We start from the raw sequence: 13,019 nt of genomic DNA, 5'->3' as shown, positions 1-13,019 counted from the left end.
TTGCCTAACGCCCGGATCGCTCTGGATGCTCTGTTTTTTCGGGCTTCTCGACTTTTTCCACCACCTTTTCTACTTTCTCTACTTTCTCTACTTTCTCTACTTTCTCTACTTTCTCTACTTTCTCTACCTTCTCTACCTTCTCTACCTTCTCTACCTTCTCTACCTTCTCTACCTTCTCTACCTTCTCTACCTTCTCAGGCTTTTCGACCTTCTCTACTTTTTCGACTTTCTCTACTTTTTCAACCTTCTCAACCTTCTCAACCTTTTCGGTTTTTTCGGCCTTTTCGATCTGGACCTTTTCTACCCGATCAGAACTTCCACTATTGCGGCTCTCGACCTTCTCCAGGTTATCGAGTTGTTCGGACTTTCCAGACTTGTCCACGCGTTCAGTGCTGCCATGCCCACTCGCGTCGTCAACAGCATCGCGCCCACCGTGATCATCCCTGGTTTCACTGCGACCGCCTGTTGCATCCCCGGTGCCATGACCACTGTTACCGGAACCTCCGGACTCACTGCTGCCGTGCTCGCTGCTGCGCCCCGAATGCCCTTTTTCCGGGTGTTCGGCACGGTCGTCGTCGAACTCCACCCGGGTTGCCCGCAATTCGTGGGTACCGTTGAGCACCCCACTCACCCGCACCCGTTGATCGAGCGCCAGCGCGGCTGGCTGCTTGCCGACAATCACGGTGTCCTGCCCCAACGTCACATTGATGCCACCCACCACCAGCTGCCGCGCCTGCGTGCGCTGCACCAACCCTTCGATCACTGCCTGCTGCACACGGCCCGCAAAAGGCAGGCTCGGGTCAGGGCGGGTTTGCGCCACTTCCAGCTGGCGCCCGGTCCACTGGCCGCGCACCAGCACTTCCCGCGCGGGCGCCACACGGGTTCCCAGTTTCAGGCCCTGCAGGCTACCAGCACGGTCAACCGCACCGATGGCGCTGGCCTCTTTCAACCCTGGGGCCCGTTCGATACGGCTAGCCACCACGTTGCCACTGGCGTCACGCAGGCCGCTGACCCTGACCGGCTCGCCCGGGCGCAGCCCTTCAGCCACCCGCGCGCCTGCGGCAAGCCGTACAGGTTGGCCCATGACGCGCAGCGGGGCCGAAGCACTCGGGAGTGCCGTCAGCGGCCCTTCGAAGGCGTTGAGAATCGAGATGCGCCCAGCCTGCAAGCCGCGCTGGGTGGCAAACGCCTCCACCGCCACCACCTGCCCGATTGCCAGGTGACCCGTGCTGGCTGGCGCACCGTTTTCACTCACCGGTACATCCTTGCCATAGTGCACTTCCATGCCATTCACGCAGATGGAGGCAAAACCGGTGATGGTGCCGACGATACCGGTACCGCCGGTGCCGCCCGGGCGCAGGATCGGGGCACCGGTACCGCCTACGCCACCGCTGCCATGCTCGAGGTAGCTACCGTCGACACCCTCGGCCACCGCCCCGGTCCCGCCTGTACCACCGGGGCGGTGTGGAAGTGGCGCGCCGGTGCCGCCGACACCGCCGCTTTCACTGCGCGCACCGGTACCGCCCACCCCACCCGGGGACTGCAAGCCTGCCGCACCGCCCATGCCCACTTCCTCGCGGCTGACGCACACCGGCGCAGCGGCCACCTGGGCAGGCGCCACCAGGTTCAAGCCGAAAACCAGGGCAAAGGTGACGGCACTGAAGCAGCGCGGGAGAAGAGTCATGGGCGTGGGGTCTTGGACGGATCGGGGTCGGTCGCTTCAGTGTAGAAATAAAGCCCTACAGTGATGCGTTGACGTTGATCCGGGCCAGGTTCACCAGTGCTTTCCAGCTCTGCTGCCAGCCGGCTGAAGGCGAGTAGCGTCCGCATGCCATCCTTGGCGACCACATCACGTAAATGGGCGACGCCGTCAGGGCTGAGCGCGTCGTAGTGCACGCTACGTTCAAAAAACGGCGGGCTTTGGCCAGTAAGGTTATGCACCGCTGCGCAGGCATGGTCATGCAGGTTGTGGCCGAAGTACGCGGCTTTTTCATCGAAGCCCTGCTGTGGCACGAACGCCTGGGCTTGCAGGTGCACGCAATCCTGCTCATCCAGCCGGACGACGCCCAGACGCAACCATTCATCCAGCACCACCCGGCCGCGGATATCGGTGCTGACCTTGGCTACCAGGGCATCGAACGAACAGTCGCCGCCGACACTTGCCAGCCGCGGCAGCGCCAATGCCTGGCCAGGTGCCGAGCAGAACGGCGGGCTCGTGGTCCAGAGATTCACCAGTTGTGCGCCAAGCGTGATGTTTTCAGGCAGGGTCGCGTGGTAGGTGTTGCTTTCACTGCGCAGCCGGCGGACATCCTTGCGATGAACACCTGTGAGCAGACTGATACGGCTGTCGGTTGGCGCTGTGTCGTCGAGGCGAAACTCGCGATGGGCCACGTCGACGAACACCTCCTTGAGCAGGTCGGCGAACATCGTGTAGGTCACCCCTTTGCGCAGCATCAGGCGCACCAGCGGGCGCATGACACGCCGCAGTGCGCTTAACATCGAAGGCGGTAAGGTGGGCGATTGCATTGAGCGCATTCCTTGACAGATGAACCCAGTATACGGCGCGGGAAAACATCCCACACCAACTGTGGTCGCACCCCCGGGCGGGGCGCCGGATGACTGTCAGCGCTCAGTGCACTCGTGCTGAGTGAGGCGGCTACAGTTCAGAGCCACTCAGCTCCTGCTGTTGTCATCACCCGGTTCGCCACCCACATGGTTGCCGTGATCATCACCAGGTTCGCCACCAACGTGATTACCATGATCATCCCCGGGCTCACCGCCAACGTGATTGCCATGATCGTCACCGGGCTCACCACCAACATGATTGCCGTGATCGTCACCGGGCTCACCACCAACGTGATTGCCATGGTCATCACCCGCTTCAGCATGGGTACCGCTGCGCCCGGAATTCGAGTTGCCGGCGTCGCCGTGACCGGTGCCACTGTTGCCCGCATGGCCATTTCCACCGTCGTGGCCACCGCCACTGCCGCTTCCCCCCCCGTGGCCGCCACCCCCGCCACTTCCGCCACCATGGCCACCACCACCGCTTCCGCCACCATGGCCGCCGCCACCGCCGCCACCGTGACCACCGCCACCGCCGCCACTTCCGCCACCGTGACCACCGCCGCCGCCGCCACTTCCACCACCGTGGCCACCTCCGCCACCGCCGTGGCCGCCACCGCCACCGCCACCATCCTTGGCGTAGGCAGAGGAGCCATGAGAAATCGAGTCAGGGACCAACACGATGGAAGTCGACAGCAGGCCAGCAACGGCTACAGCCAACAGTGCCTTTTTGAATAGCATGTGGATTTGCATTTTCCGTCTCCAGATCGTCGCCACGAGACACGCCAAATCAGCCGGGGATCTTGTTTAAGGTGGTTGAGTCAATACGTGGGATTTTTTCCCACGAGTAAGTAATAGACCGCTCCCGCTTCAGGTTCAAGTGCCACCCTGGCAAGCCGACCGGCGGCGGGCCTGCTATGTTGTGGTTATCTCGATGCAGGAGCCTTGGCATGCAACCGCTATTGACGCTGCAAACCCCGCGCTTGCGGGACTACGGCGAATTGGTACAGGTCTGGGAGGACTCGGTACGTGCCACCCACGATTTCCTGCCGGAGGGGTACATCGTTTTGCTGCGCGAGCAGGTATTGCGCCGCTACCTCGACGCGGTGATGCTGATCTGCTGCAAGGACCAGCAACGTATCTGCGGCTTCGCCGGGGTCGCCAACGGCCGGGTGGATATGCTGTTCGTCGCACCTGAATACCGTGGCAAAGGGGTAGGCAAGCGCCTGCTGCGCTATGCAATCGACGAGCTGAACGGCGAGCGGCTGGACGTCAACGAGCAAAACCCGCAAGCCCTGGGCTTCTACCTGCACCAGGGCTTCGAGGTGATTGGCCGCTCGGAGACCGATGGCCTGGGGCAGCCCTACCCTTTGCTGCACATGCGGCTGCGCAAAATGGCGTAAATGACACAGATTCCCAGCCCCTCTGCCGCTTGGGCAGGTACAATGCAGGCCTTTCCCTGCCTTTGCGAATTGCCGTCATGTCCGAACCCACCCGTCTGTCCAAACGCCTCATCGAGCAGCTTGGCTGTTCCCGCCGCGAGGCCGAGATGTATATCGAAGGCGGCTGGGTCACCGTCGATGGCGTGGTGGTCGAGCAGCCACAGTTCAAGGTCGAGCAGCAGCGCGTCGAACTGCTGCCAGGCGCCCGCGCCGAAACCCTGGAACCGGTGACCCTGCTGCTGAACCAGGCGGTCGGCGTGGACATCGAAAGCGCCCGCGCCAGCATGAACATGGCCACCTTGAGCGAAGCCCACCGTGAAGGTGTGCGTGCCTTGCATGGGCATTTTACCCGTCAGGTTTGTGTCGCCCCCCTGGAACGTGGCGCCAGCGGCCTGCAGGTGTTCAGCCAGGACTGGCGGGTAACCCGCAAGATCGAGACCGACCTGCGCCGCCTGGAGCAGGAATTCATTGTCGAGGTACGCGGCGAAACCACACCCCAGGCACTGGAGCGCCTGGCGCGCGGGGCCATGCGCAACGACCGCGAACTGCCAAAGGCCAAGGCCAGCTGGCAGAACGAAACCCACCTGCGCATGGTGCTGAAAAACCCGCAACCCGGGCAGATCTCCGAACTGTGCGCCTACCTGCGCCTGGAGCTGCTGGGCATGCGCCGCATTCGCCTGGGTGGCGTGTCCATGGGCAAGCTGCCCCTGGGCCAGTGGCGCTACGTGGCCGCTACCGAACGTTTTTAAGTGATACGCCGCACTGGACAGTGCGGCACCTGAACAGGATTCTGCAGCAATGAACCACAACGATGTCCTGCGCAGCCTGCGCTACATGCTCAAGGTGAATGACGCCAAGATGGCCGAAATCATCAAGCTTTCCGGCCTCGAAGTGCAGCCTCCGGTGCTGGCCACCTACCTGAAGAAAGAAGAGGAGGAAGGCTTCGAGCGCTGCCCGGAACGGGTGATGGCGCACTTTCTCGATGGCCTGGTGATCTACCGCCGCGGCAAGGATGACAGTCGCCCGCCGCAGCCGATCGAGCTGCCGGTGACCAACAACCTCATCCTGAAGAAGCTGCGGGTGGCCTTCGAGCTCAAGGAAGACGACCTGCACGTGATTCTCAAATCGGTCAACTTCCCGGTCAGCAAACCAGAGCTCAGCGCGCTGTTCCGCAAGTCTGGTCATGACAACTACCGCCCGTGCGGCGACCAGTTGCTGCGCAACTTCCTCAAGGGCCTGACCTTGCGCGTGCGCGGCTGATTGGCCATGCAGCACACGGTTACACCGGTCGGCATCGTTCACTCCTGCTTCAAGGAGAAGTTCGCCATCCCGCGCCAGCCCCAACTGGCGCCCGCCGCCCGCGGCGTGCTGGAACTGCTGCCGCCGTTCGACCAGGGTGATGCGGTGCAGGGCCTGGAGCAGGTCAGCCATGTCTGGCTGCTGTTCCTGTTCCACCAGGCCCTGGAGGACAAGCCACGCCTGAAGGTGCGCCCCCCGCGCCTGGGCGGTAACAAGAGCATGGGGGTGTTCGCCACCCGCGCCACCCACCGGCCCAACGGTATCGGCCAGTCGGTGGTGCGCCTGGAGGGCGTGGAGCCCGGGCGGCTGCTGCTGTCCGGGATCGACCTGCTCGACGGCACGCCGGTGCTCGACATCAAGCCCTATGTGCCCTACGCCGACAGCGTCACGGGCGCCAGCAACCAGATGGCCAGCCAGGCGCCCGCCGCAATTGCCGTGCAGTGGACCGACGGCGCCCTGCCCCAGGCCCGCGAGCATGCGCTGCGCCTCGATGAGCCCTTGGTGGAGCTGATCGAGCAATGCCTGGCTCAAGACCCACGGCCGGCCTACCAGGTACCGCCGGCGGAGCGGGTGTATGGGGTAAAGTTCTGGGATGTGCAGGTAAGGTGGCATTACCCGCAGCCGGAGGTGATCCGGGTGCTGGAGGTGGTGCGGGCCTGAAAACCCAACCATCAACCACGAAAAAGGCGACCCGGAGGTCGCCTTTTTCAGTTCACGGAGCCGCGATCAGCGAGCCGGGCCTTCCGCCACGCCCAGGTCGTCGGTCGGACGGGTATCGAGCAGCGGCGCACCACCGGAGGCCAGCTCCGATGCCAGCTTGTCGTTGTCCATTTCGTTGACCCACTTGGCCACCACCACGGTGGCAACCGCGTTGCCCACCAGGTTGGTCAAGGCACGGGCTTCGGACATGAAGCGGTCGATGCCGAGGATCAGCGCCAGGCCGGCAACCGGCAGGTGCCCAACCGCCGAGAGGGTAGCGGCGAGGACGATGAAGCCCGAACCGGTAACGCCGGCAGCACCTTTGGACGCCACCAGCAGCACCAGCAACAGGGTGATCTGGTGAGTGATGTCCATGGTGGTGTCGGTCGCCTGGGCAATGAACACCGCAGCCATGGTCAGGTAGATCGAGGTGCCGTCCAGATTGAACGAGTAACCGGTTGGGATCACCAGGCCAACCACCGACTTCTTGGCACCCAGGCGTTCCATCTTGGCCAGCATGCGTGGCAGGGCCGATTCCGACGAGGACGTCCCCAGCACGATCAGCAGTTCTTCGCGGATGTAGCGGATCAGCTTGAGCACGCTGAAACCGTGGGCGCGGCAGATACCGCCCAGCACCACCAGCACGAACAGCAGGCAGGTGATGTAGAAGCAGGCCATCAGGTAGCCCAGCTGCACCAGCGAGCCAACGCCGTATTGGCCGATGGTGAAGGCCATGGCACCCATGGCGCCGATCGGGGCCAGCTTCATGATCATGTTGATGATGTTGAACATGACATGGGCGAAGCGGTCGATCATGTCCAGCAGCGGCTTGCCGTAGCTGCCCAGGCGGTGCAGGGCGAAGCCGAACAGCACCGAGAACATCAGCACTTGCAGGATGTCGCCATTGGCGAACGCACCCACCACGGTGTTGGGGATGACGTTGAGCAGGAAGCCGATGGTGGTCTGCTGCGCGCCGGCAGCGGCGTAGGCAGCCACGCTGCTGGCGTTCAGGGTGCTGACGTCGATGTGCATGCCAGCGCCCGGCTTGACCACGTTGACGACGACGAGGCCGATGATCAGGGCGATGGTGGAAACCACTTCAAAGTACAACAACGCGTAGCCGCCGGTCTTGCCGACCGATTTCATGCTCTGCATGCCGGCGATGCCGCTGACCACAGTGCAGAAGATGATCGGGGCGATGACCATCTTGATCAGTTTGACGAAGCCGTCACCCAAGGGTTTGAGGGCAACGCCCGTTTCCGGGTAGTAGTGGCCGAGCAGGATACCGATGGTGATGGCGACCAACACCTGGACATACAGGGATTTGTACAGCGGCTGACGTGTCGTCATGGCTAATTTTCCTCAAGTGTGCCGGTTCACCCTTCCCAGGGTGATGGGGCACCTGAATCGCTAACCCTCCTGCACCTGGAGGGATTTGTCGTTGTGTTCGAGCTGCCTGGGCAGGCCTCTGCAAGGATCAATAGCAAGGGTGGTGCCAAAATGCCCATGAAGGGTGCAAGGGCCATGTTTACGAGGAAAAGTTGCCCGATGACGGGGCGATTTGCCTGAAGAAGGCTGGCGGATTTCCGCCCGGTGGCGGGTTTTGTACAGGGAGTGTGGCGGGAATCCGCCCATGACGGTTCCTGTGCCGGCCTCTTCGCGGGTGAATCGGATCGCCGCACCGCCGCTCCCACAGGTAGTGTGGAGGCTCAGGTGCAGTGCGATCCGGCACAGGCCAGGAATCATTCCAGATTGAAGGTAATCCTGAACGCCGCACCGCCCAGAGGCGAATCGCCCAGGCTCAGCTCTGCGTCGTAGCTGTCGACAATATCCTTGACCACCGCCAGCCCGATCCCCTGCCCCGGGTGCTGGCTGTCCAGCCGCTCACCGCGTTCGAGAATGCGCTGACGCTGATCGGCAGGCACCCCTGGCCCATCGTCTTCGATGCACAGTGTCAACTGCCCGGGCGCATGCACCAGGCTCACCCGCACCTGGCCCAGGCTCAGGCGGTAGGCGTTTTCCAGCAGGTTACCGAGCATTTCCAGCAAGGCACCCTGTTCCATTGGCACCTGTGCTTCATCGGGTAACTCCAGGGCCACGCTCACCTGCTTGTCCCGGTACACCTTGGCCAAGGTGCTGCACAGGCTGTCGAGCAACGGGCGCAGCAGCACGCTGTGCCGCACCAGGCCACTCTTGCGCAGGCTGGCGCGCTGCAGCTGATAGTCGATCTGCTGGCTCATGCGCTCGATCTGGCTTTGCAGCACCCGCGCCTGCTCGCGCTCACCGCTGCGCTGCTGCAGGCTTTCTCCCACGCCTTGCAGCACCGCCAGCGGCGTCTTCAGGCTGTGCGCCAGGTCATCCAGCGAGTCGCGGTAGCGCGTGCGCTGCTCTCGTTCACTGTGCAACAGGCGGTTGAGCGAACGGGTCAGGCGCAGCAGCTCGCGGGGGTGCTCTGCGCTCAGGCCATCGCGCGCGCCCGCCTCCACTTCATCCAGCTCGTGGCTGAGCCGGCGCAACGAGCGCAGGCCCCAGGTCAGGCCAGCCCACAGCAATACCATGAGCGCCAGCAAGGCAGCGCCGAAGCCCAGGTAGAGCTTTTCGCGCAGGCCGTTGAGGGTGGCCTTGTACTCGCTCAGCGGCTGCAGGGCGACGATGCTGTAGGCAGCGCTCTGGCCACCCAGCAGCTTGATCTCGACGTCGTAGACGAAGAACTCTTCGCCATCGGCCTGGTGAATGCGGGCGAATTCGTTGCCGCGCCCGTCATACCGCGGGCGGTAGTTGATGTGCCGGTCAGCGGTGGCGCGTGACTGCCAGACCAGCTTGCCGTCGCGGTCGAAGATATAACCGAGCAAGCCGGTGTACGGCAGGTTGTAGCGCTCGTCCGGCAGCAGCTCGGGCATTTGCAACTGGCCATGCTCGATACGCGCGGCGGAAATCAGCGTGGTCACATCCGATGCCAGGCGCTGTTCGATCGACTCCTGCAGGGCCAGGCTGAAGGCTTTCTGCAAAGCCGGTAGCAGCGCCAGCATGAACAACAGCGCCAGCACTGCCGCAGCCAGCATCAGGCGTACCCGCAGCGAGCGGATCAACGGCAGCGCTCGGTAAACAGGTAGCCCAGGCCGCGCACCGTGTCGATGGGCTTGAAACCGTGCTCGCCTTCAAGCTTGCGCCGCAGGCGGCCGACCAGCACTTCGATGACATTGGGGTCGCGTTCTTCGTCACCCGGGTACAACTGCTCCATCAAGCGGTCCTTGGCGACCACCTGCTGGTGATGGCGCATGAGGTATTCGAGGATGCGGTATTCGTACGCGGTCAGGGCCAGCGGCTGTTCGTCCAGGGTGGCCTGTTTGCGGTTGAGGTCGAGCACCAGCGGGCCGGCGGCGATGGTCGACTGGGTAAAGCCGCTGGAGCGGCGCAACAGGGCGTTCAACCGCGCTTCGAGCTCCTCGAACTGGAAGGGTTTGACCAGGTAGTCGTCGGCACCGGCGGCCAGACCCTCGACCTTGTCCTGCCAGTTGCCACGGGCGGTGAGGATAAGAATGGGGAAGGTCTTGTCCTGGCTGCGCAGGCGTGTGATCAGCTCCAGGCCGCTGATGCCGGGCAGGCCCAGGTCGATGATGGCCAGGTCGAAGTGGAATTGCCCGGCCTGGTACAGCGCTTCTTCCGCATCTTCGACGGCCTCGACCACATGGCCGCTTTCGCCCAGACGGGTGTAGAGGTGATGGCGAAGCAGGGCTTCGTCCTCGACCACCAGCAGTTTCATGTGCAGCTCCTTGATGTGTGTTGCCTGTACCGGCCCTTTCGCTACATGCGCAAGGGCCGGTACAGGATAACCCGGCTCGCCTGTCAGAACTTGTAACTGGCGGCCAGGTAGGTCTGCGCACTGCTGGTCAGGCGCAGGGTGCCGGCTTTGGGCCCGCCATGCTCGCCCACTTCGGTCGCGGCGTTGGTGCGCAGGTAACGGTAGCCCAGTTCGACCGAGGCCTTGTCGGTGATGTCCTGGATCACGCCAGCCTGCAGGCCGTAGGCATAACCGTAGTCGGTATCGCGGCTGGCACCTGACGACTCCTGGGACAGTTTGGTCATGCCCAGGGTGCCACCGCCGAACAGTTTGGTGGTATCGCCCACCGGCAGGAACAGGTCATAGCTGCCCAGCAGGTTTTCCTGGCGCAGCTTGAGGCCGCTGTGGTCGCCCGACACGTTGTCGTAGGTCATGTAGTAGCGGCCCTGGTCATTGATCTTGCCCACGCGTACACCCCAGGTGTCATCCTTGCCGATGATGCCGTCGGTATTGAGGTGATCGGTGTTGCGCTGCAGCAGGCCGGACTTGCGAACCTTGTCGCTGGTCTGGCCGTAGGTAAGGCTGGCGAAATTGTCGTCGGCGGCCTGGGCAGTGGTGATGCCAGCGGCGCAGACGGCCATGGCGGCAAGCAGGGTGTTGAAGGTTTTCATGGCGGGTTACTCCAGTTGAGTGCGCTGTTTCGGTCTGGAAGCTAGAGTAAGCAGGGCACCCTGAACCGCGACTGAACCCTGGCTGAACCCCGGCTGAACGATCCGATTGCAAACCAAGGAGTAGTAACCATGCGCGCCCTGCTGGCCGTGACCCTGATGTGCAGCGCCGCCTTAGCCCACGCGGCGGTACAAACCCGCGAGATCCCCTACCAGGACGCCGACGGCAACCGCCTGGTCGGCTACTACGCTTACGACGACGCTGTCGAGGGCAAGCGCCCCGGCATTGTCGTGGTGCATGAATGGTGGGGGCTGAACGACTACGCCAAGCGCCGGGCTCGCGACTTGGCGGGCCTGGGCTACAACGCGCTGGCCATCGACATGTATGGCGACGGCAAGCAGACCGAGCACCCGCAGGACGCCCAGGCGTTCATGGCGGCAGCGCTGAAAGACCCGAAAGCCGCGGCGCAGCGTTTCGATGCCGGCCTTGAACTGTTAAGGCTGCAACCGAACACCAACAAGCATCAACTGGGCGCCGTGGGTTATTGCTTCGGCGGCAAGGTGGTACTGGATGCCGCACGCCGGGGAGAGAAGCTGGACGGCGTGGTGAGCTTCCATGGCGCGCTGGCCACCCAGACACCGGCCAAGCCGGGCGTTGTGCGGGCAGATATCCTGGTCGAGCACGGGGCGGCGGACAGCATGGTCACACCTCAGCAGGTGGAGGCGTTCAAGGCCGAAATGGATGCGGCCAAGGTCAATTACCAGTTCGTCAGTATCGAAGGGGCCAAGCATGGCTTTACCAACCCGGATGCCGACCGGCTGAGCCACGGCGAGCACGGCGGTCCGGACATTGGTTACAACAAGGCCGCGGACGAGAGCTCCTGGGCGGATATGCAGGCGTTCTTCAAGAAGGTTTTCAAATAGGTATTGCCGGGGCCGCTCTGCGGCCCCCGGATACGCACCTCCCACATCGCCGCTGCGGCTGGCACAATACCCCCATGAACACACTCCCCGCCTGCTGCGCCCCGCTCCGGCACCACTGGCCCCTGCCCCGCCCACTGCCTGGCGCGGTACTGGTCAGCTGCGCCTTCGACCCCGCCCACCTGGCCACCGACGACTTCCAGCGCGCCGGCGTGGTGCCAAGCGCCAGCCTGCAACGCTCGGTGGCCAAGCGCCAGGCCGAGTACCTGGCCGGCCGTGTCTGCGCCCGGGCCGCACTCCAGCACCTGGACGGCCGCGACTATGTGCCCGGCACCCATGAGGACCGCTCACCCATCTGGCCTGCCGGGATCCGCGGCTCGATCACCCACGGCAAAGGCTGGGCCGCCGCCGTGGTGGCCGCCGAGAGCAGTTGCCAGGGCCTGGGCCTGGACCAGGAAACCTTGCTGGACGACCAGCGCGCCGAACGGTTGATGGGCGAAATTCTCACCCCGGCCGAGCAGGGGCGCCTGGACCGCCGCCAGCTTGGCCTGACGGTGACCTTGACCTTCTCGCTGAAGGAAAGCCTGTTCAAGGCCCTCTACCCGCTGACCCGCCAGCGTTTCTATTTCGAGCACGCCGAAGTGCTGGACTGGTCCGCTGAAGGCATGGCGCGCCTGCGGCTGCTCACCAACCTGTCACCACAATGGCAGCACGGCGCAGAGGTGCAGGGCCAGTTCTGCCTGCAGGACGGCCACTTGCTCAGCCTGGTCAGCGTGTGACCTTCAGAGCGGCGCTTGCTGGCGTGGCCAGTTCAGGCTGAAGCAGGCGCCGCCCAACCCTTCGCTGCGCCCCACCGTCGCCCGGCCGGCATGCCAGTAAATGATTCGCCGTACGATCGACAAGCCCAGCCCATGCCCGCCCGAGGCCCGGGTGCGGCTGTCGTCGAGTCGGGTAAACGGCGTGAAAATGCGATCCCAGACACCCTCGGGGATCCCGGGGCCGTCATCCTCCACATCGATGCGGCAGCGCTGCTGACCCAGCTGGTAGCTCAGGCGTACTTCTGACTCGGCATGGCGCAACGCATTGCCGACCAGGTTCTGCAGGGCCCGGTGCAGGTACCGTGGCTCGGCCTCGACCCAGGCGCCATCGGTATCCGCGCCCTGGCAGTCGCCACGCAGCACCCGCACTTCGGCGCGCAGCGGTGACAACTCTTCGATGACCCGGTCGAGCATGGCATCCAGGTCGACCCGCTGGAACTTCAGCGCCGGCGCCCCCTGCTCCAGGCGGGCGTAGGTCAGCATTTCGTCGACCAGCTTGTCGAGGTCCTGGATATCCCCGTCCATGCCCGCCAGATGCTTGGCGCGGGCTTGCTCGGTACTGGCGGTTTCGATCATCTCCAGGCCAAAACGCAGGCGCGCCACGGGTGTGCGCAACTCGTGGGACACCGCCCGCACCAGCTCACGCTGCATGCTCAGCGAGCGCTGCAGGTGCTCGGCCATGCCATTGAAGGCCGCAGCCAGGCGCCCCACCGAGTCGGCGTCGCCGGCCGGCACGCGGGTGTCCAGGCTGCCCTGGGCGATGCGGCTGGCGGCAATTTCCAGGCCCGACACGCGCCGCTCCAGCTGGCGGACCAGCAGGTACACCACC

14 protein-coding genes are annotated in these 13,019 nt (G+C 64.0%); 6 read left to right on the top strand and 8 right to left on the bottom strand.

The window, feature by feature from the left end; genetic code table 11:
* Window positions 1-4 precede the first annotated feature (4 nt).
* From HP547_RS19975 to HP547_RS29715, 3 genes are all read right to left on the bottom strand, one after another.
* On the bottom strand, window positions 5-1,684 hold the full coding sequence (locus tag HP547_RS19975; RefSeq protein WP_172287206.1) for a DUF5666 domain-containing protein: 1,680 nt from the start codon (window positions 1,682-1,684) through the stop codon (window positions 5-7).
* A complete protein-coding gene (locus HP547_RS19970; RefSeq protein ID WP_172287205.1) occupies window positions 1,681-2,526 on the bottom strand; it encodes a DUF6502 family protein in 846 nt (281 codons plus the stop codon). The genes HP547_RS19975 and HP547_RS19970 overlap by 4 nt, the downstream gene beginning before the upstream one ends.
* Window positions 2,527-2,673: 147 nt before the next feature.
* Window positions 2,674-3,303, bottom strand: coding sequence for a hypothetical protein (locus HP547_RS29715; RefSeq protein WP_256676384.1), 630 nt, complete (start codon window positions 3,301-3,303; stop codon window positions 2,674-2,676).
* A gap of 209 nt (window positions 3,304-3,512) precedes the next feature.
* On the opposite strand from HP547_RS29715, the gene HP547_RS19955 reads away from it, so the two are divergent.
* The 4 genes from HP547_RS19955 to tsaA all read left to right on the top strand — a co-directional run bounded on the left by HP547_RS19955 (window position 3,513) and on the right by tsaA (window position 5,963).
* Entirely contained in the window at window positions 3,513-3,965 is a 453-nt protein-coding gene (locus HP547_RS19955) for a GNAT family N-acetyltransferase (protein ID WP_172219700.1), read from the top strand.
* Between the two features lie 77 nt (window positions 3,966-4,042).
* Window positions 4,043-4,753 carry an rRNA pseudouridine synthase gene (locus HP547_RS19950; RefSeq protein ID WP_172219702.1) on the top strand — a complete coding sequence of 237 codons (711 nt, stop codon included), beginning with the start codon at window positions 4,043-4,045 and terminating at the stop codon, window positions 4,751-4,753.
* 49 nt (window positions 4,754-4,802) lie between these two features.
* Window positions 4,803-5,264, top strand: a complete 462-nt coding sequence (locus HP547_RS19945; protein ID WP_172219704.1) for a DUF1456 family protein — start codon at window positions 4,803-4,805, stop codon at window positions 5,262-5,264.
* A gap of 6 nt (window positions 5,265-5,270) precedes the next feature.
* A complete protein-coding gene (gene tsaA / locus HP547_RS19940) occupies window positions 5,271-5,963 on the top strand; it encodes a tRNA (N6-threonylcarbamoyladenosine(37)-N6)-methyltransferase TrmO (protein ID WP_172287201.1) in 693 nt (230 codons plus the stop codon).
* A 66-nt stretch (window positions 5,964-6,029) separates the two neighbouring features.
* Here the strand turns inward: tsaA and HP547_RS19935 are convergent, their stop codons facing one another.
* The 4 genes from HP547_RS19935 to HP547_RS19920 form a co-directional block, all read right to left on the bottom strand.
* The gene (locus HP547_RS19935) at window positions 6,030-7,352 is read right to left on the bottom strand and encodes a dicarboxylate/amino acid:cation symporter (RefSeq protein ID WP_172219708.1); all 1,323 of its coding nucleotides are present in this window, start codon (window positions 7,350-7,352) and stop codon (window positions 6,030-6,032) included.
* A gap of 392 nt (window positions 7,353-7,744) precedes the next feature.
* On the bottom strand, window positions 7,745-9,091 hold the full coding sequence (locus HP547_RS19930) for an ATP-binding protein (protein ID WP_172219710.1): 1,347 nt from the start codon (window positions 9,089-9,091) through the stop codon (window positions 7,745-7,747).
* The gene (locus HP547_RS19925) at window positions 9,088-9,765 is read right to left on the bottom strand and encodes a response regulator (protein WP_172219712.1); all 678 of its coding nucleotides are present in this window, start codon (window positions 9,763-9,765) and stop codon (window positions 9,088-9,090) included. Before HP547_RS19925 ends, HP547_RS19930 begins: the two co-directional genes overlap by 4 nt.
* 83 nt (window positions 9,766-9,848) lie before the next feature.
* Window positions 9,849-10,454 carry an outer membrane protein gene (locus tag HP547_RS19920; protein WP_172219714.1) on the bottom strand — a complete coding sequence of 202 codons (606 nt, stop codon included), beginning with the start codon at window positions 10,452-10,454 and terminating at the stop codon, window positions 9,849-9,851.
* 129 nt (window positions 10,455-10,583) lie between these two features.
* Between HP547_RS19920 and HP547_RS19915 the strand changes: the two genes are divergently transcribed.
* Complete coding sequence (locus tag HP547_RS19915) at window positions 10,584-11,375, top strand: dienelactone hydrolase family protein (protein WP_172219716.1); 792 nt, start codon at window positions 10,584-10,586, stop codon at window positions 11,373-11,375.
* 74 nt (window positions 11,376-11,449) lie between these two features.
* Window positions 11,450-12,151 carry a 4'-phosphopantetheinyl transferase gene (locus HP547_RS19910; RefSeq protein ID WP_172219718.1) on the top strand — a complete coding sequence of 234 codons (702 nt, stop codon included), beginning with the start codon at window positions 11,450-11,452 and terminating at the stop codon, window positions 12,149-12,151.
* Window positions 12,152-12,154: 3 nt separating this feature from the next.
* Here HP547_RS19910 and HP547_RS19905 read toward each other — a convergent pair.
* The coding region (locus tag HP547_RS19905) for an ATP-binding protein (RefSeq protein ID WP_172287199.1) at window positions 12,155-13,019 on the bottom strand (865 nt) is incomplete at its 5' end.

Source organism: Pseudomonas sp. CM27, from assembly GCF_013179515.1.
GTDB lineage: Bacteria > Pseudomonadota > Gammaproteobacteria > Pseudomonadales > Pseudomonadaceae > Aquipseudomonas.
The sequence above is the reverse complement of the archived record's forward strand: the minus strand, read 5'-3'. Positions and strand labels throughout refer to the sequence as shown.